The sequence below is a fragment of the Streptomyces sp. NPDC047880 genome (assembly GCF_040706515.1).
Classification (GTDB): domain Bacteria; phylum Actinomycetota; class Actinomycetes; order Streptomycetales; family Streptomycetaceae; genus Streptomyces.
The window spans coordinates 72,504-90,635 of record NZ_JBEZOK010000009.1 but is presented as its reverse complement, the minus strand read 5'-3'; the positions used below and the strand labels follow the sequence as shown (position 1 = coordinate 90,635).

The 18,132-nt window shown below is 74.0% G+C and carries 18 protein-coding genes and 1 riboswitch; of the genes, 5 read left to right on the top strand and 13 right to left on the bottom strand.

Going from position 1 to position 18,132, the window contains the following annotated elements:
- Entirely contained in the window at positions 1–1,257 is a 1,257-nt protein-coding gene (locus AB0937_RS16300; RefSeq protein ID WP_366712312.1) for a GNAT family N-acetyltransferase, read from the top strand.
- 9 nt (positions 1,258–1,266) lie between these two features.
- On the opposite strand, the gene AB0937_RS16295 is transcribed toward AB0937_RS16300, so the two are convergent.
- Complete coding sequence (locus AB0937_RS16295) at positions 1,267–2,487, bottom strand: PLP-dependent transferase (protein WP_366712544.1); 1,221 nt, start codon at positions 2,485–2,487, stop codon at positions 1,267–1,269.
- Positions 2,488–2,554: 67 nt separating this feature from the next.
- On the opposite strand from AB0937_RS16295, the gene AB0937_RS16290 reads away from it, so the two are divergent.
- Both AB0937_RS16290 and AB0937_RS16285 read left to right on the top strand, forming a co-directional pair.
- Positions 2,555–3,046: an Lrp/AsnC family transcriptional regulator gene (locus tag AB0937_RS16290; protein ID WP_107457283.1), complete on the top strand. Its 492-nt coding sequence runs from the start codon at positions 2,555–2,557 to the stop codon at positions 3,044–3,046.
- Positions 3,047–3,077: 31 nt separating this feature from the next.
- On the top strand, positions 3,078–4,769 hold the full coding sequence (locus AB0937_RS16285) for a DUF885 domain-containing protein (protein ID WP_366712311.1): 1,692 nt from the start codon (positions 3,078–3,080) through the stop codon (positions 4,767–4,769).
- Here the strand turns inward: AB0937_RS16285 and AB0937_RS16280 are convergent, their stop codons facing one another.
- From AB0937_RS16280 to AB0937_RS16270, 3 genes are all read right to left on the bottom strand, one after another.
- Positions 4,770–5,603 (bottom strand): SDR family oxidoreductase, encoded by an 834-nt coding sequence (locus AB0937_RS16280; RefSeq protein WP_366712309.1) that lies wholly within the window; start codon positions 5,601–5,603, stop codon positions 4,770–4,772. It abuts the gene before it with no gap.
- Between the two features lie 69 nt (positions 5,604–5,672).
- Positions 5,673–6,191 (bottom strand): immunity 21 family protein, encoded by a 519-nt coding sequence (locus AB0937_RS16275; RefSeq protein ID WP_366712308.1) that lies wholly within the window; start codon positions 6,189–6,191, stop codon positions 5,673–5,675.
- Positions 6,192–6,236: 45 nt separating this feature from the next.
- Positions 6,237–6,710: a rhodanese-like domain-containing protein gene (locus tag AB0937_RS16270; RefSeq protein WP_366712307.1), complete on the bottom strand. Its 474-nt coding sequence runs from the start codon at positions 6,708–6,710 to the stop codon at positions 6,237–6,239.
- A gap of 95 nt (positions 6,711–6,805) precedes the next feature.
- Between AB0937_RS16270 and AB0937_RS16265 the strand changes: the two genes are divergently transcribed.
- Positions 6,806–7,252 carry an Lrp/AsnC family transcriptional regulator gene (locus AB0937_RS16265; protein ID WP_366712306.1) on the top strand — a complete coding sequence of 149 codons (447 nt, stop codon included), beginning with the start codon at positions 6,806–6,808 and terminating at the stop codon, positions 7,250–7,252.
- Positions 7,253–7,254: 2 nt separating this feature from the next.
- Here the strand turns inward: AB0937_RS16265 and AB0937_RS16260 are convergent, their stop codons facing one another.
- The 9 genes from AB0937_RS16260 to AB0937_RS16220 all read right to left on the bottom strand — a co-directional run bounded on the left by AB0937_RS16260 (position 7,255) and on the right by AB0937_RS16220 (position 17,253).
- Positions 7,255–10,251, bottom strand: coding sequence for an SMC family ATPase (locus AB0937_RS16260; protein WP_366712304.1), 2,997 nt, complete (start codon positions 10,249–10,251; stop codon positions 7,255–7,257).
- Positions 10,248–11,411: an exonuclease SbcCD subunit D gene (locus AB0937_RS16255; protein ID WP_366712303.1), complete on the bottom strand. Its 1,164-nt coding sequence runs from the start codon at positions 11,409–11,411 to the stop codon at positions 10,248–10,250. The genes AB0937_RS16260 and AB0937_RS16255 overlap by 4 nt, the downstream gene beginning before the upstream one ends.
- 325 nt (positions 11,412–11,736) lie before the next feature.
- Positions 11,737–12,363 (bottom strand): YigZ family protein, encoded by a 627-nt coding sequence (locus AB0937_RS16250; protein ID WP_366712301.1) that lies wholly within the window; start codon positions 12,361–12,363, stop codon positions 11,737–11,739.
- Between the two features lie 69 nt (positions 12,364–12,432).
- On the bottom strand, positions 12,433–12,717 hold the full coding sequence (locus tag AB0937_RS16245; RefSeq protein WP_366712300.1) for a hypothetical protein: 285 nt from the start codon (positions 12,715–12,717) through the stop codon (positions 12,433–12,435).
- 249 nt (positions 12,718–12,966) lie between these two features.
- A complete protein-coding gene (locus tag AB0937_RS16240) occupies positions 12,967–13,509 on the bottom strand; it encodes a histidine phosphatase family protein (protein WP_366712299.1) in 543 nt (180 codons plus the stop codon).
- Positions 13,506–14,222 (bottom strand): hypothetical protein, encoded by a 717-nt coding sequence (locus AB0937_RS16235; protein WP_366712298.1) that lies wholly within the window; start codon positions 14,220–14,222, stop codon positions 13,506–13,508. The genes AB0937_RS16240 and AB0937_RS16235 overlap by 4 nt, the downstream gene beginning before the upstream one ends.
- A gap of 171 nt (positions 14,223–14,393) precedes the next feature.
- Entirely contained in the window at positions 14,394–15,191 is a 798-nt protein-coding gene (locus AB0937_RS16230; RefSeq protein WP_366712296.1) for an ABC transporter ATP-binding protein, read from the bottom strand.
- Complete coding sequence (locus AB0937_RS16225; protein ID WP_366712542.1) at positions 15,188–16,180, bottom strand: iron chelate uptake ABC transporter family permease subunit; 993 nt, start codon at positions 16,178–16,180, stop codon at positions 15,188–15,190. The genes AB0937_RS16230 and AB0937_RS16225 overlap by 4 nt, the downstream gene beginning before the upstream one ends.
- A gap of 56 nt (positions 16,181–16,236) precedes the next feature.
- A complete protein-coding gene (locus AB0937_RS16220; protein ID WP_366712294.1) occupies positions 16,237–17,253 on the bottom strand; it encodes an ABC transporter substrate-binding protein in 1,017 nt (338 codons plus the stop codon).
- Positions 17,254–17,321: 68 nt separating this feature from the next.
- Positions 17,322–17,512, bottom strand: a riboswitch (cobalamin riboswitch).
- 83 nt (positions 17,513–17,595) lie between these two features.
- Between AB0937_RS16220 and AB0937_RS16215 the strand changes: the two genes are divergently transcribed.
- Positions 17,596–18,024, top strand: coding sequence for a CoA-binding protein (locus AB0937_RS16215; RefSeq protein ID WP_366712293.1), 429 nt, complete (start codon positions 17,596–17,598; stop codon positions 18,022–18,024).
- Positions 18,025–18,132: the final 108 nt, after the last annotated feature.

Below are 18,132 nucleotides of genomic sequence, written 5' to 3'. Positions count from 1 at the left end.
ATGACGCGAGAAGTGACCCACGTGACGCACACCGACGACAACTGCCGCCCCGCCACCTCGTGGCAGCGGATCACGGCGGCGTTCCACGTCTGGCGGACACGACGCCAGGAACACGAACCGCCGACGAGTGATACCGGGTCCCCGGCGCCGGGAACGGTGCCGGGGGCGCACACCCTGTGGCGGATGCGGACCACGGTCCAGGAGGAACCGGGGGCACTGGCGGCGCTGTGCGGCGCCCTGGCCGGGCGGCGCGTCGACATCGTGAGCCTCCAGACGCACCCGCTCGCCGAGGGCACGGTCGACGAGTTCCTGCTGCGGGGACCGGCGGATCTGCCGGCGTCCACGATCACCACGGCCGTCGAGTCGGCCGGCGGCACCGACACCTGGATCGAGCGGGCCGACGCCCACGACCTGGTGGACGCGCCGACCCGGGTCCTCGGACTCGCTGCCCGCACCGCCCTGGACTCGGCGGAACTCCCCCTCGCGCTGCGGCAGTTGCTGGGCCGCTGCACGATCCGGTCGCGGCCCGCTCCGGCCGGTGCCGCCCGGGCGCCCGAGCCCCTCGCCGTGGAGGGGGCCCTCGACGACACGGTGATGCGGCTGCGCGCTCCGGAAGGCGGCGTGATCATCGTGGAGCGGCCGTATCTGCCGTTCACCCCGACCGAGTTCGCCCGGGCGAGGGCCCTGGTCGAACTGGACGCCCGGCTCGGGCCCCGGCTGCCGCACGGGCGGGACGTGTTCACGCTCGCCGAAGGCAGTGACATCACCGTGCGGCGGGCCGACACACGCGACCTCGAAGCGGCCAGGGCGATGCACGAGCGGTGCTCGCCGCGCACGCTGAAGCAGCGCTATCACGGTCCCGTCAACGACGCCGACCGGTACCTCAACCACCTGCTCAGTCCGCGCTACGGCCGCACGCTCGCGGTGCAGACGGCCTCCGGGCGGATCGTCGGGCTCGGTCACCTCCTGTGGGACGGGGACGAGACGGAGGTGGCGCTGCTCGTCGAGGACACCTGGCAGCGGCGGGGCGTCGGGGCGGAGTTGCTGTCGCGGCTGGTGGCCCTGGCCGTCGAGGCGAGGTGCTCCAGCGTGTACGCCGTGACGCAGGCGTCCAACACCGGAATGGTCGCAGCGATGCGGGGGCTGGGACTGCCTCTGGACTACCAGGTCGAGGAGGGGACGCTGGTGATCACGGCGCGGCTGGGCGAGGCGGTCGTGACGAGCGCGGAGGAGCTGGGGAGCGCCTCCGCGCCGTAGGGGCGTGCGTCAGTGGGCGGGTACGGGTTCGGTGTGGCTCGTCGCGCAGTTCCCCGCACCCCTGCCGGGGCGTCGTCCCAGGGCTGCGTCGAGATCCGACCAGAGGTCCTCGACGTCTTCCAGGCCCACTGACATCCTGAGCAACCGGTCGCTCACGCCGGCTCCCCTGCGGTCGTCCTCGTCGACGATGCGGTGGCTGATGGAGGCCGGGTGCTGGATGAGGGTGTCCACGCTGCCGAGGCTCACCGCCGGGGTGATCAGGCGGACCGCGGCGATCACCTCGTGCGGGTCGCCGTGCACCTCGAAGGCGACCATCGCGCCGCCGATGCGCGGGTAGTGCACCCGCGCGATCCGCGGATCGGCGGCGAGGCGCCCGGCCAGTTCGGCGGCCGTGGCGGAGGCCGCCCGGACCCGGACGGGGAGGGTGGACAGGCCACGCAGCAGCAGGTAGCCGGCCAGTGGGTGCAGGACACCGCCGGTGGCGAAGCGCACCTGGCGCAGCCGGCCCGCGAAATCCTCGTCGCAGGCGACCACGCCGGCGAGGACGTCGCCGTGCCCGCCGAGGTACTTGGTGGCGCTGTGCAGGACCAGCCGGGCACCGTGCTCCGCGGGACGCTGGAGGACCGGCGTGGCGAAGGTGTTGTCCACCAGCAGCGGCACCGAACCGCAGGCGTGTGCGACGGCCCGCAGGTCGACCTCGGCGAGGGTGGGATTGGCCGGGGACTCGACGAGGACGAGGCCGGTGTCCGGGCGCAGGGCGTCGGCGACGCCGGCCGGGTCGGTCCAGGTCACCTCCGAGCCCAGCAGCCCCGCGGTCAGCAGATGGTCGCTGCAGCCGTAGAGGGGGCGTACGGCGACGACGTGCCGCAGGCCCATGGAGCCGCGTACGAGCAGGACGGCGCTGAGCGCGGCCATGCCGCTGGCGAAGGCGACCGCCGCCTCGGTGCCCTCCAGTCGGGCCAGGGCCGTCTCGAAACGGGCCACGGTCGGGTTGCCGAGCCGCCCGTAGACGGGCGGGCCGTCCGGCTCGGCGCCGGTGGTGGCGAAGGCGTCGATCCGGGCCGCCTCGCCGCGGCTGTCGTACGACGGGTAGGTGGTGGACAGGTCGATCGGCGGGGCGTGCAGCCCCTGACGGGCCAGGTCGTCCCGGCCGGCGTGCACGGCCTCGGTGGCGAGGGCTCGCGGTGCGGTGCGTATGTCGTCGTGAGCGCGCGTGCTCGTTGTGTCCATGTCCATGGTGGGCAAGAGTGAACATCGACCGGGCTGCCGGATACGCACCCCGTGTTAAGTTCGGCCAATGGCTGAATCCGTCGTACTGGATCCGGTGGACCTCCATCTGTTGCGGCTGTTGCAGAACGACGCCCGGGCGACCTACCGGGATCTCGCCGCCCAGGTCGGGGTGGCACCGTCCACCTGTCTGGACCGGGTGACCCGGCTGCGGCGCTCGGGCGTGATCCTCGGGCACCGGCTGGAACTGGATCCGGCGAAGCTGGGACGGGGGCTGGAAGCCCTGCTGTCGGTGCAGGTCAGGCCGCACCGGCGGGAGCTGGTGGGGCCGTTCGTGGAGCGGATCCGGGCCCTGCCGGAGTCGCGGACGGTGTTCCACCTGACCGGTCCCGACGACTATCTGGTGCATGTCGCGGTCGCCGACATGGCCGATCTGCAACGGCTGGTGCTGGACGAGTTCACGTCGCAGCGGGAGGTGGCCCGGGTGGAGACGCGGCTGATCTTCCAGCAGTGGGAGTGCGGCCCGCTGCTGCCGCCTTCGCCCTCGGCTCAATCCGCGTGACGTGCGCGGTCCGCCGTACGAGGATGGCCGCATGTCTGAGATCAAGAGCCCGCTGCCCCGTGAGGTCGCCGACGCGTACGTCGACGAGCTCGTCGCCCTCGACCCGATCACCGGCACGTACCTCGGCGACACGGAGAGTTCGAGCAAGTTGCCCGACACCTCGCCCGCGGGGCAGGAGGCACTCGCCGAGCTGGCGCGCCGGACGCTGGCCCGGCTGGACGAGGCCGAGCGGCTGCCCGGCGCGGACAGCGACATCGAGCGCCGGTGCGCGCGACTGCTGCGCGAGCGGCTCGGTGCCGAACTCGCGGTGCACGAGGCCGACGAGAGCCTGCGGTCCGTCAGCAACCTGAGCTCCGTCGCGCACGCGGTGCGGCAGGTGTTCACCGTGACGCCGGCGCAGACGGAGCAGGACTGGACGGCGATCGCCGAGCGACTGCGCGCGGTCCCGGCGGCGCTGGAGGGCTACCGGGAGTCCCTGGCGCTCGGCCTGGAGCGCAAGTTGTACGGCGGGCCCCGCGCCACGGCCACGTTCGTGCAGCAGCTGGGCGAGTGGGCCGACGCGGACGGGGAGGGCCACGGCTGGTTCGAGCAGTACGCGGCCGCCGGCCCCGACTCCCTGCGGTCCGAGCTGGACACCGCCGCCCGCTCGGCCACCGAGGCCGTGGTCCGGCTGCGCGACTGGATGCGGGACGTGTACGCGCCGACCGTCGAGGGCGCGCCGGACGTGGTGGGCCGGGAGCGGTACGCCCGCTGGGTGCGCTACTTCAACGGCACGGACCTCGACCTGGACGAGGCGTACGCCTACGGCTGGTCCGAGTACCACCGCCTCCTCGGCGAGATGAAGACCGAGGCCGAGAAGATCCTGCCGGGCGCCGGCACACCGTGGGAGGCGCTGGCCCACCTCGATGCGCAGGGCACGCACATCGAGGGCGTCGACGAGGTCCGCGACTGGCTGCAGAGCCTCATGGACGAGGCGATGGACGCGCTCGACGGCACCCACTTCGACCTGGCCGAACGGGTGCGCCGGGTGGAGTCGCGCATCGCCCCTCCGGGCAGTGCCGCTGCCCCCTACTACACGCCCCCCTCGGACGACTTCTCGCGCCCGGGCTGCACCTGGCTGCCCACCATGGGCGAGACGCGCTTCCCGGTCTACGACCTGGTGTCGACCTGGTACCACGAGGGCGTGCCCGGCCATCACCTCCAGCTGGCCCAGTGGAAGCACGTGGCGCAGGACCTCTCCCGCTACCAGGCGAGCGTCGGCATGGTGAGCGCCAACGCCGAGGGCTGGGCGCTGTACGCGGAGCGCCTGATGGACGAACTGGGCTTCCTGACCGACCCGGAGCGCCGGCTCGGCTACCTGGACGCGCAGATGATGCGGGCCGTGCGCGTCATCATCGACATCGGCATGCACCTGGAGCTGACGATCCCGGACGACTCGCCCTTCCACCCCGGCGAGCGCTGGACGGCCGAGCTGGCGCAGGAGTTCTTCGGCTCGCACAGCAGCCGGCCGGCCGACTTCGTGGAGAGCGAGCTGACCCGCTACCTGTCCATGCCGGGCCAGGCCATCGGTTACAAGCTCGGCGAGCGGGCGTGGCTGCTGGGCCGCGAGAACGCCCGCGCCCGCCATGGCGACGCCTTCGACCCGAAGGCCTGGCACATGGCGGCGCTGTCGCAGGGCTCACTCGGTCTGGACGACCTGGTGGACGAGTTGTCGGCCCTGTGATCAGCGGCGGAATCCGCCCTCGGAGTTGATGACCTCGCCGGTGATCCAGCCCGCCTCGTCGGTCGCGAGCCAGGCGATGAGACGGGCCGGGTCGTCGGGCATGCCCCACCGGCCCGTGGGGAAGCGGGCGGCGACGGCGTCGTAGACCTCGCCGGTCAGGTAATCCGTGTCCACGGGGCCCGGGTTGACGGTGTTGACCGTGATGCCCCGCTCGGCGAGCGTCGTCGACAGGGAGCGGGTGATCGAGGCGAGGGCGCCCTTCTGGAGGGCGTAGGCGATCTCGCCCGGCATACCGCCCGCGATGTCCTGCCCCGAGGTCATCATCATCACGCGGCCTCCGGGGCCGGGCGGCCTCGACCGGGCGTGTGCCTGGACGAGCAGCAGGACCGCGCGGGTGTCGACCGACCAGTGCCGGTCGAGCATCGCCGCGTCGATCTCGTCCAGCGAGCCGTCGCACCCGCTCTGCGCGTGGTTGGCGACGAGGATGTCGAGCCGACCGCCGAGCGCGTCGGCTGCCCTGCCGACGAGTTCCGCGGGTACGGCCGGGTCGGCCAGGTCGCCCGGGCCCGCGACGATCCGGGCCCCGGGGTCGCCGGCCGCGTCGCGGACGGAAGCGAGGACGTCCTCGGGGCGGTCCGCGCCCCAGGGCTGTTCGGTGTCGTGCGGGACGTGGTGGTGCAGATAGACGCTCGCGCCGTACGCGGCCAGGCGGCGGGCCACGGCGTGCCCGATGCCGCCGCGGCGGCTGGCGCCGGTGACGAGCGCGGTTCGGCCGCGCAGCGGCATGGGGTCGCGGCGCAGTTCCTCGGGGGCGGGGTGGGGAAGGCGGGGCATGGGTTCAGCGTGATCGGAAACGGCCGGTCCGCGCACGCGGTTTTCCCCGGCCGGCCGGGGCGTGCCGCACTACCTCGGTGTGAGCAACCGGAGCCGGACCAGGCCGAGCCAGGTCTCCGGACCCGGCTGGGCCGTTGCCGCTCGGACCGCGTACCTGCCCGGCTCCAGCGGGACCCGCGCATGGTCGGACCCGGAGGGATCCGTGCCGGGCCAGGCGGCGTCGAAGAGCAGGACCGCGCCCGGGACGTCCCAGTACACTTCCGGCTCCCAGTGCGCGGCGTCGACGGCCGGCTCCACGCTCGCCAGCAGTTCCTCCTCGGAGTCGCCGGCCCGCCACCGCACGAACACGCCGTGGCCGGGCAGGTACGCGGTCGCGGCGGGTTCGTCCCCCAGGACCAGCGCGGTGGAGTCGCCGACCGGGAGGAGGCCGACGTGGCCGTCCACCTCACAGGCCCGGTCGTAGTCCGAGGCCGTCTCCTCGCCGTCGGCGCCCGCCCAGAACGGCAGGACGGTCTCCGGTACCGCTATCAGCGGCCCGCCGCCCGACTCCACCCACTGCACCGCGCCCGGCTCCGCGTATCGCACCATGGCGCAAGAACCTACAGGGTCAACTCGCGTCACATGAGCAGGGGTTCAGCAGCCGCAGTCGTCGGCGCCCACGGGGGCCGTCAGGGGGTCCGGCGCCCTGCGCCCGCGCCCCTGCCAGGTCTCGAACTCCAGGCCCTCGCGCACCCAGTACTCGAAGCCGCCGAGCATCTCCTTGACCTGGTAGCCGAGTTCGGCGAGGGCGAGGGCCGAGCGGGCGGCGCCGTTGCAGCCGGGGCCCCAGCAGTACGTCACGACCGGCACCGTCCGGTCGAGGAGCTGTCCGGCCTGCTCGGGGACGAGCGCGGTCGGCAGGTGGAGCGCGCCCGGGACGTGGCCCTGGTCCCAGGCCTCGGTGGAGCGTGAGTCGACGAGGACGAAGCCGGGGTCACCGCCTGCGTCGAGAGCGGCGGCGACGTCGGACACGTCGGTGTGGAAGGCGAGAGCGGCGCGGAAGTGGGCGGCGGCCGCGGCAGGAGCGGCGGGGGCGACGCGCAGCACGGGGTTCACGGTGGTGGTCATGCCGAGAAAACTACGGCCGCCCTGCCCGCCCCAGAAGTGACGATCCCCGGCGGTCCGCTTGATCCGCCGGGGATTCCCCCTGCTATCCCTCGGGAATGACCGCGTATTCCCCGGACGCCATCGATTGGCGCATCCTCGAGGTCCTCCAGCGGGAGGGCCGGGCCAGTTTCGCCGAGCTGGCCCGTGCCGTGTCCATGTCCGCGAGCGCGGTCACCGAGCGGGTGCGCCGCCTGGAGGAGGCCGGGGTCATCCAGGGCTACGCGGCGGTGGTCGACCCGGAGCGGCTGGGCCTGCCGATCCTGGCGTTCGTGCGCCTGCGCTACCCGAACGGCAACTACAAGCCCTTCCACGACCTCGTCTCGGTGACGCCCGAGATCTTGGAGGCGCACCACGTCACGGGCGACGACTGTTTCGTCATCAAGGTCACGGCCCGCTCGATGCGCCATCTGGAGGAGGTGTCGGGCAAGATCGGGGCGCTCGGCTCGGTGACCACGAGCGTGGTGTACTCCTCGCCCCTCCCCCGGCGCCCCCTGGGCCGCTGACCTCAGCCGGCGCCGCGCTGCCGCAGTGTCGACCCGGAGCGGCCCTTGACCACTTCGAGCTGGGCGTGGACCCGGCGCCGCAGATCGGCGACATGGCTGACGATGCCGACGCTGCGGTCGCGTTCACGCAGCGAGTCGAGGACGTCGAGGACCTCGTCCAGGGTCTGGTCGTCGAGGCTGCCGAAGCCCTCGTCGATGAAGAGGGTGTCCAGCCGCACCCCGCCCGCCTCGTCCGTGACGACGTCCGCGAGGCCGAGCGCCAGGGCGAGCGAGGCGAAGAACGTCTCGCCGCCCGACAGCGTCGCCGTGTCGCGTTCACGGCCGGTCCAGGCGTCGACGACGTGCAGTCCGAGCCCGCTGCGGCCGCGCCCGGTGCGGTCGTCGGAGTGGACGAGGGTGTAGCGGCCGGACGACATCCGGCGCAGCCGTACGGTCGCGGCGGCGGCGACCTGCTCCAGCCGGGCCGCCAGGACGTACGACTCCAGGCGCATCCGGCGTTCGTTGTCCGCCGAGGTCCCGGCGGCGAGGCCGGCCATCCGGGCGACGCGGTCGTACTCCTGGCGCAGCGGCGCCAGCCGGCGTACGGAGGCGGCCGCCCGGGCGGAGAGCCGGTCGAGGTCGGCGCAGCGCCGCTGCGCGGCGTCATGGGCGGAGGCGGCGTCGCGCAGCCGCCGGGCCGCCTCGTCGGCGGCCTGCTGCGCCGCGTCCGGGTCGGCCTGCGGTTCGCGGGCGGCCGCGGCCGTGTCGGCCTCCGCGAGCACGGCCCGTACGGCGGCCTCCTCGTGCTGCCAGGCGTCCAGGCGGCGCTGCAGCTCGCGGTGGGCGGCACGGTCGAGGAGGGCGGCTGCCGCGGCCTGCGGCGTCTCGAAGCCGGCCCGGAAGGCGGCGTCGGCGAGCCGGGCGTCGGCGTCCTTCAGCCGCTGGGCGGTGTCCTCGGCGGCGCGGGCGGTGTCGGCGGCGTCCGTCAGCAGCGCGGTGCGCCGCTCCAGCTGTGCGGCCCGCGCGGCGACGCTGTCCAGGGAACCCCGCGCCCGGTCCAGCTCCTTCTCCAGCGCGGCCCGTTCGCGGTCCAGCCGCTCCCGGTGACCGACCCGGGAGGCGGTCCGCACGGCCGTCTCCTGCCGGGCGGCGAGGCGTCGTTCGTGCTCCTGCCCGGCCTGCCGCAGCCGCTCCTGCGCGGCGTGGAGTTCGGCGGCGGCGCTGCGGGCCCGCGCGTACCGCTCCTCCAGCTCCTCGGCTTCCTCGACGAGTTGGCCGGTGGGGGCGTCACCGGCCTCCGCGGTGGCTGCGGCCAGTGCCTCCCGGGCGGCCCCGAGTTCCCGCTCGGCGCCGGCGCGCTGTTCGTCGGCGCGCTGGTAGGCGGTGAGTGCCTGCTCCTCCGCCTCGCGGTCGACGTGCCCGGCGACCTTGCGGGCGGGGGCGGGGTGTTCGGTGGCCCCGCAGACGGCGCAGGGCTCGCCGTCTGCGAGGTGAGCGGCCAGTTCGGCGGCGATGCCGTGCAGGCGCTGCTCCTTGAGTTCGAGCCAGTGCTGCTTGGCCCGCAGGGTCTCGTCCCGGGCGGTGCGCACCCGGTCGACGGCCCGGTCCGTGTCCTGGGCGAGCTGGTCACGCATGCGGGCCGCCCGCAGCCGCTGCTGCGCGGGCTCGCGCCGCACGGCGAGCTGTTCGGCGAGGGCGGCGGCCCGCTGCGCGGACTCGACACCGGCCTGGAGCGCGGTACGCCGCTCCTCCCAGCCGTCGAGCCAGCCCTCCGCGTCCTGCAGCAGGTCGGTGTCCGCGCGGTCCTGGCGGTCCAGGTCGGCGCGCTCGTCGAGGAGTTCGGCGAGCCGCCGCTCGGCACGGCGGGCCGAGTCCAGCCCGCCCAGTTCCTCGGCGGCCCTGCGGGCGGCGGCGGCGAGCCCGGCCGCGCCCGCGTCGGCGAAGGTCTCCGGCAGCAGGGCACGCGCCCGTGCCTCGGCGGCGGCTGCCCGGCGGTGTTCGGCTTCGGCGGCTTCCCGCAGGTCGAGGGCGGGCGCGACGGTTTCGGCCTTGCGGGCCCGCTCCATGAGCGTCTGGGCCTCCCGGTAGGCCTCGGCTCCCTGTTCCAGGTCCGCCGCCCGTTCCCGGGCCTCCGCGTGGCGCAGCTGGAGACGGGCCCGTTCGCGGACCTCGTCCAGGACGCGGCCGGCGGCGGAGTGCGCCGCCTCGGCGGCGGTGAGCGTGCACGCGGTGACGGTGAGCTGTTCGCGGGCGGTGCTGCGGGCCACGGCGGCGGCGCTCAGTACGGCCTCGGCGAGGCCCGGTTCGCCCGGGGCGAGTTCGGGCAGTGCCATGGCGTCGTCCGCGGCCTGCTGCATGCGGTGGGCGTCGGCCAGCAGTTCCGCGTCCCCGTCGCGCACCCGGGCCTCGGTGGTGCGGCGCCGTTCGGCGAGGCGCTTCTCCACGTCGGCGAAGCGGCGGGTGTCGAACAGGCGGCCGAGCAGTTTGCCGCGGGCCTCGGCGTCGGCGCGCAGGAACCGGGCGAAGTCGCCCTGCGGCAGCAGCACGACCTGGCAGAACTGTTCCCGGCTCATGCCGAGCAGCTGGGTGATCTCCTCGCCGATCTCCTGGTGGGAGCGGCTCAGGTCCTTCCAGGCCCCGGCTGTCGCGTCGTACTCGCGCAGCCAGGTCTGGGCCTTGTCCAGGGTCGTGCCGGTGCCGCGTTTCTTGGGGCGCTCCCAGGGCGGCTGGCGGGTGACCTCCAGGCGGCGCCCGGCGACGGTGAGGTCGAGGGTGACCTCGGTGCGGGTCATGGGTGCGGCGTGGTCGCTGCGCAGCGCCGTGCCCTGGCCGCCGCCCTGCCGGGCGCCCGGCACCGAGCCGTAGAGGGCGTAGCAGACGGCGTCCAGGACGGAGGTCTTGCCCGCGCCGGTGGGTCCGTGCAGCAGGAACAGCCCGGCGCCCGACAGCTCGTCGAAGTCGACGGTCTGTGTGCCTCCGAAGGGGCCGAAGGCGGTGACCGCGAGCCGGTGGAGCCTCACCGGGCCACCTCCCGTACGGTCTCGTCGGCCCGTACCGCGTCGAACGCGTCCCGCAGCACGCCCTGTTCGTGCGGGTCGGGCCCGGTGCCGCGCACATGGGCGACGAAGTCCTCGGCGATCTGCTGGTCGCTGCGGCCGGCGAGACGCCGGGCGTACGACACCTCGGACTCGTCCTCGTCGCGGTCGGGGTCGAAGACGAGGCTGAGCGTGTGCGGGAAGCGTTCGGCGAGCCGGGCCATCGGATCGGCCGGGCGGACGGGGTCGGTGAGAGTCGCCTCGACCCACGCCTCCTCGTGCCGCGCCAGGGCGGGGTCGGCGAGCAGGTCCTCCAGCGTGCCGCGGATCCGGACCAGGGTGCGGGGCACCGGGCAGTCGACGCGCTCGGCGTCGACGGAGCCGTCCGCGGCCAGGTCGACCAGCCACATGCTCTTGCGGTGGGCGGCTTCCGAGAAGGAGTAGGGCAGCGGGGAGCCGGAGTAGCGGACGCGGTCGGTGAGGGTCTGGCAGCCGTGCAGGTGGCCGAGCGCCACGTAGTCGACGCCGTCGAACACCCCGGCCGGCACCGCGGCGACGCCACCGACGGTGATGTCCCGCTCGCTGTCGCTGGGTTCCCCGCCGGTGACGAAGGCGTGTGCGAGGACGACGGAGCGGGTGCCGGGCGGGCGGGCGGCGAGGTCGGCGCGGACCCGGTCCATGGCTGCGGCGAGCACGGTCTCGTGCGCGGCCTTCTCCACCCCGAACTCGCCCTTGACCAGGGCAGGTTCGAGGTAGGGCAGTCCGTAGAAGGCGACGTCGCCGTGGGCGTCGGCGAGCATGACCGGAGTGCCGGCTGCCGCGGGTTCCGTCCGGAGGTGGATGCCGGCCCGCCCGATGAGACCTGCTCCGACGCCCAGCCGGCGGGCCGAGTCGTGGTTCCCGGAGATCATCACCGTCGGCACGCCGAGGCCGGCGAGGCGGTGCAGGGCATCGTCGAACAGCTCGACCGCGGCGAGCGGCGGCACCGCGCGGTCGTACACGTCCCCCGACACGACCACGGCGTCCACGGCACGCTCCCGCACGGTCGTGACGAGGTGGGCGATGAACTCGGCCTGGGCGCCGAGCATGTTGACCCGGTGGAAGGCCCGGCCGAGATGCCAGTCGGAGGTGTGCAGCAACCTCAAGACGCCGCTCCGACCTGCATGTCTCCCCCTACTGTCCGTTCGTCGGCGACACGAGCCGGTCCGGCCCGCCGTCAGCCCCACCACGCTAACCCGTGCGGGCACCTGGTCCACCACGAACCCCGGACTGTCACCCCTGTCCGGCGGATATTCAGGGGATTTGTCCACAACTGGGTTGTGAAACAGGTCATTCCGGAGCGATGCCGTCAGAGCGGGCCGCATCACAAGCCCAGGAGCGCGAGAGCACGCCGAAACCCGGGAGCGGGGCACCCGGGGACGCGAGCATGCGGGGACTGGGGCAACCGGGGGCGGGGAGGCCGAGCCGCCCTCACACGTCCCCGTACGCCTCCCCGCCCGTTTCGAGACCGGCCGTCCCGGCGGTCACGTCCGCGAGCCAGGAGCGGAAGGCGTCGACATCGGCGTCCGGGAGGGCGATCTCGATCGTCACCGACTCGCCGTAGTGCACGTCCCGGACTTCGCGCCCGGTGGCGCGCAGGTCGTTCTCCAGTTTGCCGGCCCGCTGGTGGTCGACGGTGACCGTGGCCAGCCGGAACCTGCGCCGGGTGCGGGTGCCGAGGGTGTCCAGGGCTTCGCCGACCGCTCCGCCGTACGCCCGGATGAGCCCGCCCGCGCCGAGTTTGACCCCGCCGAAGTAGCGGGTGACGACGGCGACGACGTACCGCATGTCGCGGCGCAGCAGCATCTGCAGCATGGGGACGCCGGCGGTGCCGCCGGGTTCGCCGTCGTCGCTCGCCTTCTGGACGGAGGCGTCGGCGCCGATGACATAGGCCCAGCAGTTGTGCGAGGCGTCGGCGTGCTCCTTGCGGACCGCGGTGATGAAGTCCTGCGCCTCCTGCTCGGTGGCCGCCGGGGCCAGGGCGCACAGGAAGCGGGAGCGGCTGACCTCGGTCTCGTGCACGCCGGCGGCGGCCACCGTGCGGTATTCGTCCTGCATCCGGCCAGCCTAATCCCGCGGCTGGAAGCGTCCCGACGGGGCGCCCGGCCGGAGCCGCGGCGGCCTGCGCTACGAGTGGGCCACGACTTCACCGGCCGTGACCTGGGGCGGGTTCGGAAGCAGTTCGGCGAGCCGGTCCCGGACGAAGTCCCCGGCCCTCCGGGTCGACTCCTCGGCGCCGGAGCTGTCCTGGAAGACACCGGTCGACACCATCGTCCCGCCGCCGGCGTCGACCCAGTAGTAAGCCACGAAACCCGGGACCTGGCGGACGATCGGCAGGAATTCCTCGTTCACCCGGCGTCCCGCCTCAGCCGGGTCGGTCACCCCTTCGTACCGCCGGATCACTGCGTGCATGGCTGCTCTCCTCCTGGATCGGCAAGGCCGTTCGACGCAGACGCCATACCCGCCGCGGGACACGGTCGCAGCGCGGACCGGGCACACATCACCAGAAAGGCCGCAATGCCGGCGCCCGGAACCCAGGGCCCGGGCCAGGTCGCATCCGCAGTCCGTCCCGTACGGGTCTCCGCCCGGCACGCCGAGAGCACGCACCAGACGCCGCGCGGCCCGCCCTCCGGGCGGACGACGGGACTGTGCGGACACGACCTAGTGCTTCGGACCCCGGGGCACGGTCACGGACGTGAGCAGTGCGGCGCCGGGGGCGAGGGCCCGCCAGGTCGTGCCGCGCCAGGACAGTACGGCGATCGCGGAGGTGGGGAATTTGGTGCGGACCTGCTCCAGGGTGTCGTCGAGGCCGTCCCCGGCGAGGGCCAGGACGAGTTCCTCCAGGCCCGGGTTGTGCCCGATCAGCAGCAGCGTCTCCACTTCGGCCGGTACCTCGTGCACGACGGCCAGCAGACCCGGCGGCCCGGCGGCGTACAGCCGCCGGTCGTGCCGGACCGGAGGGGGTGTGCCCCACTGCGCCGCCACCAGGTCCCAGGTCAGGCGGGCGCGGACCGCGGTGGAGCACAGGGCGAGGTCCGGCAGGAGGTCGGCGTCGGCCAGGGCCCGCCCCGCCGCGGGGGCGTCCCGTCGGCCGCGTGGGGTGAGGGGGCGCTCGTGGTCGGCGACGTCCAGGGGCCAGGCGGACTTGGCGTGCCGCAGCAGGACCAGGCGGCGCAGCGGGCCGGCTCCGGCGCGTTCGATCATGACGGGGATCCCAGGTCGCGGGTGAGGTCGAGGGCCAGGAGCCGGTCGGCGTAGGAGTAGGTCTCGAAACGGGCGCCGTCCGCGAGGCCCGGCTCGGTCTCGACCTGACGCAGGACGTCCAGCACCCGGGGCACGTCCAGGTCGTCCTCCCAGGCCTCGCGCAGCCGCTCCCGTACGGCGTCGGGAACCGGCCGCGAGGGCCGGCGCGCCCAGCGGGCCACCGCGGTGCGCCAGCGGGCGAGGGTGGCGCGGGCGTCGTCGAGTCCGGCCGTCTCCAGCCGGAGGGGGGCGCTGTGGTGCCGGGTGAGCAGGGCGAGGCGCAGGACGGCGGGGTCGGAGGGGTCCGGCGGGCCCGGCTCGACGGGCGCGACGGCGATCCGCACCCCGTCGGGTGCCGCCCCACCCTCGGCGGCGACGTGGACCACCTGGGACTCGCCCAGGCCGGCACCGACGTCCGGGCTGTCCTCGAAGGGGCGGATGCCGAGCGTCGTGGCGCCCGCGCGCAGCTCCGCCTGCCGGTTGCCGCCGGTCAGCAGGGCCCACACCGGTGTGCCGCCGAGTTCCAGGGTCCGCACGAGCAGGTCCCCGACGAGCAGCACGCGCAAGTTCGTCGTGTCGGAGTCCGACGCGTGCACCTGGACGCGGGTCAGGCCCCGGCGGGCCGGAGCGGCGTCGACCGGCTCACGGGTTCGGGCGTCGATGATGCGCAGCACGAGGCGAGCGTAGGCGGGTGGGCGGGCCCGCGCAGGCAGACCCGGCCTTTTCCGGCCACTGTGGCGCGATCGGACCAGTCTCGGGTGCCGTCGGTGCCGGCTCCCGCAGGCCGGCATGCCGAGGTACCACGCGTGGGGGACGCCCCCGTCGGCCCTTCCCGGCACGCTCTGTCAGGCCAGCGTGCCGAGGTACCGCACATGGGGCCGCCCGTCGGGCCCTTCCCGGCTGACGGCGGCCCGCACCCCGTACACCTCGGCGATGAGCTCCGCGGTGAGGACGTCGTCCGGAGTGCCTCCCGCCACGACCCGCCCCGCGCTCAGCACCAGGACCCGATCGCAGTACATCGCCGCGAGGTTGAGGTCGTGCAGGGCGACGACGGCCGTGACCGGCAGGGCCGTGATCAGGGCGAGCAGGTCGAGCTGGTGGTGGATGTCGAGGTGGTTGGTGGGTTCGTCGAGGAGGAGTTCACGGGGTTCCTGGGCGAGCGCGCGGGCGATCTGCACCCGCTGGCGTTCGCCGCCCGAGAGGGTGTGCCAGAGCCGGCCGGCCCGGTCGGCGAGGCCCGTGCGCTCCAGGGCTGCGCGCACCGCCCGTTCATCGTCGGCCGAGACGGGCGTCCAGGCCCGGCGGTGCGGGACGCGGCCGAGCCGTACGACGTCCTCCACCGTCAACTCGACCTGGGTGTACGACTGTTGCTCGACGACGGCGAGGCGGCGCGCGACCGTGCGGCGGGGCAGCTCGGCCAGCGGTGTGCCGTCGAGGGTGACAACGCCGGAGGTCGGCGTGAGCAGCCCGGCCAGCAACCGCAGCAGCGTGGACTTGCCGGAGCCGTTGGGTCCGAGCACGCCGACCGTGGAGCCGGTCTCCGGTGCGAGGGCGACGCCGTCCAGGATGAGACGCCCGTCGGCTCGGCGGCTGAGCCGGTCGGCCCGCAGTCCCGCCCCCGCCGGTGCTTCAGCGCCGCTCACCGCGCCCTCCTGGTCCGGTACAGCACCGCCACGAACGCCGGCACCCCGATCAGCGACGTCACGACACCCACCGGAACCTCCTGCGGGTCGAGCACGGTACGGGCCAGGGTGTCCACCCACACCAGGAAGACCGCTCCCGCGAGGGCGGTGACCGGCAGCAGCCGCCCGTGCCCGGGACCGGTCAGGGCCCGGGCCGCGTGCGGCAGGACCAGTCCGACGAAGGCGATCGCCCCGGCCGAGCTGACCAGCGCGGCCGTGAGCAGGGCTGTGACGCACAGCAGCACCAGGCGGGTGCGGGCGACGGACACGCCGAGCGCGGCGGCGGCGTCCTGCCCGAAGGCGAAGGCGTCGAGAGTACGGGCGTACGGCAGACACACCACCAGCGCCACCGCCAGCGCGGCCAGGCACAGCCGGACATCGGTCCAGCCTGCGCCGCCGAGCGAGCCGAGCAGCCAGAACAGCACACCGCGGGTGGTCTCGGCGTCGGCGGAGGTCAGCACGATGAAGGAGGTGAGCGCGGAGAAGAGCTGCATGGCGGCGACGCCCGCGAGGACGACCCGGTCGGTGGTGCCGCCGAGGGTGTGACTGAGCAGCAGCACCAGCGCGAACGACAGCAGGGCGCCCAGGAACGCCCCGGCGGACACCGGGAGGGCACCGCCGCCCACGCCGAGTACGACGACGAGCACCGCTCCGGTGGAGGCGCCCGAGGACACCCCGAGCACGAAGGGGTCGGCCAGCGGGTTGCGCAGCAGCGACTGCATCACCGCCCCGCAGACGGCGAGTCCGGCCCCGCACACGGCCGCGAGCAGGGTGCGCGGCAGCCGCAGCTGCCAGACGATGCCGTCCCGGATCGGTGTCAGCTCCGAGCTGCCCAGGCCGAGATGGGCGGCCACGACGGACCACACGTCCGCGACGCCGATGTCGGCGGGGCCGATGGTGATGGCCACGGCGAGGGAGACGACGAGCGCGACGGTCCCGGCCGCGCCCAGCGCGAGTCCCGCCCGGCGCCGGGGCCTGGTCCCGGCGGCCGGAAGCCCCTGGGCGGTCACTTCACCGGTCCGAACCGGCGCAGCCCGGCGGCCACCTGTTCCACACCCTCGACGGTGCGGATGGTCGGGTTCATGGCCTGCCCGCTCAGCAGCACGTACCGCTTGTGCCGGACGGCGTCCATGTTCCTGGTGACCGGGTTGGACTCCAGGAAGGCGATCTTCTTCGCGGCCGACTCGGCCGTCTGGGACTTGCGGGTCAGGTCGCCGATGACGAGGACGTCGGGGTCACGGTCGGCGACCGTCTCCCAGTTGACCTGCGGCCACTCCTCGTGGGTGTCGTCGAAGACGTTCTTCGCGCCGAGGGCACGGGTGATGATGCCGGGCGCTCCGCAACAGCCCGCCATGTAGGGCGACTCGGAGTTCGCGAACCAGTACAGGAGGGTGATGTCGGAGGCGTCGACGCCCGCCGTCGCCCTCTTCATCCGCTGCCGGAGGGAGGCCACGAGCTCGTCGCCGCGCTCCCGCACACCGAAGACGGTCGCGAGGTCGTGCACTTCGCCGTAGACGGTGTCGATGCCCAGGGCCTTGTCGCGTGCGCCGTCACCGCCGCCCGCATTGTCCTTGCCGACGCAGTCGGACGGCGAGACGTAGGTGGGGACGCCGAGCTTCTCGAACTGCTCGCGGGTGGCGACGCCGCCCTTGCCGAGAGTGGAGACGAAGGACGCGGTGACGAAGTCGGGCTCGGTGTCCAGGACGCGTTCGAAGGACGGGGTGTCGTCGGCGATGCGCGGCACCGTCGCGTTCGCCTTCTCCAGCCCCTTCATCACGGGGTCGGTCCAGGTGGCCGTGCCCGCGAGGCGGTCGGCCAGACCCAGGGAGAGCAGGATCTCGGTGGTGCCCTGGTTCAGGGACACGGCGTGCCGTGGCGGGGCGGTGACGCGGACCTCGTGTCCGCAGTCGGTGAGCGTGACGGCGGCCTTCGCGTCGGTGGACGTGCCGCCGCCGCAGCCGGTCAGGAGCAGGGAGCCGGCCGCGAGCAGTGCGGCGGCACGGGCGGGTCGGGCGAGGGGCACGAGAACCAGTCCTCAGTCGTCGAGGGCTCGATCGCGGAGCCCGGTCGTACGGTGCTCCCCCGCCGCGCGCGGCCGCGGGGGCCGCCAGCAGGTCTTCGGACTCGGGTTCAGCCGGATCGGGGCGCCTTCCCGGACGTCCGCGAGGGAGTCCAGTGGCCGAGGCCCCGCCCGTCCCCCTCACCGCTGCGCGTCAGTTCCGGATTCGCACCGGATTCCCTGACCCACGTACATGGGTTCGACTGGCCCCGGCAAGCTATCACGGGGGCCGTCCGGGGAATCACCGTGCGCCCGCCGCCGTTGAAAGGGAGAGCAGTTCGTCCACGACTTCCAAGGAGGCCGCCGGTGTACGGCGACGAGGCAACGGTCCGCAGGATCCTCACCGAGCTCGGCGACACCTGGGCCGTGGTGGGCCTGTCGTCGAACCGGCAGCGCGCGGCGTACGGCGTCGCCGCCGTCCTCCAGCGCTTCGGCAAGCGCGTCGTGCCGGTGCATCCGAAGGCGGAGACGGTGCACGGGGAGAAGGGATACGCAAGCTTGGCGGACATCCCCTTCGACGTGGACGTCGTGGACGTGTTCGTGAACAGCGACCTCGCCGGGGCCGTCGCGGACGAGGCGGTCGCCAAGGGCGCGAAGGGCGTCTGGTTCCAGCTCGGTGTGATCGACGAGGCGGCGTACGACCGGACCCGTGCGGCGGGCCTGGAGATGGTGATGGACCGCTGCCCGGCCATCGAGATCCCACGGCTGCCTCATCACCGCGCACAGGAATCCTGAAGCGTTTCCCCGGAAACACCCGCAGCCGGTCAAGGCGTGCCGCGTCCGGTCAAGACTGGCCGACTCGTCTTCTGCCGCCGGGCGTCCCGTTCCTGATCTGAGGCCGCT

Bases quoted from the DNA above. Each gene is read 5' to 3' on its own strand.
- AB0937_RS16280 (WP_366712309.1), bottom strand. From the start codon at position 5,603: ATGCCCCGCCTTCCCCACCCCGCCCCCGAGGAACTGCGCCGCGACCCC.
- AB0937_RS16295 (WP_366712544.1), bottom strand. From the start codon at position 2,487: ATGGACACAACGAGCACGCGCGCTCACGACGACATACGCACCGCACCG.
- AB0937_RS16300 (WP_366712312.1), top strand. From the start codon at position 1: ATGACGCGAGAAGTGACCCACGTGACGCACACCGACGACAACTGCCGC.
- AB0937_RS16270 (WP_366712307.1), bottom strand. From the start codon at position 6,710: ATGACCACCACCGTGAACCCCGTGCTGCGCGTCGCCCCCGCCGCTCCT.
- AB0937_RS16265 (WP_366712306.1), top strand. From the start codon at position 6,806: ATGACCGCGTATTCCCCGGACGCCATCGATTGGCGCATCCTCGAGGTC.
- AB0937_RS16240 (WP_366712299.1), bottom strand. From the start codon at position 13,509: ATGATCGAACGCGCCGGAGCCGGCCCGCTGCGCCGCCTGGTCCTGCTG.
- AB0937_RS16250 (WP_366712301.1), bottom strand. From the start codon at position 12,363: ATGCAGGACGAATACCGCACGGTGGCCGCCGCCGGCGTGCACGAGACC.
- AB0937_RS16245 (WP_366712300.1), bottom strand. From the start codon at position 12,717: ATGCACGCAGTGATCCGGCGGTACGAAGGGGTGACCGACCCGGCTGAG.
- AB0937_RS16285 (WP_366712311.1), top strand. From the start codon at position 3,078: ATGTCTGAGATCAAGAGCCCGCTGCCCCGTGAGGTCGCCGACGCGTAC.
- AB0937_RS16290 (WP_107457283.1), top strand. From the start codon at position 2,555: ATGGCTGAATCCGTCGTACTGGATCCGGTGGACCTCCATCTGTTGCGG.
- AB0937_RS16275 (WP_366712308.1), bottom strand. From the start codon at position 6,191: ATGGTGCGATACGCGGAGCCGGGCGCGGTGCAGTGGGTGGAGTCGGGC.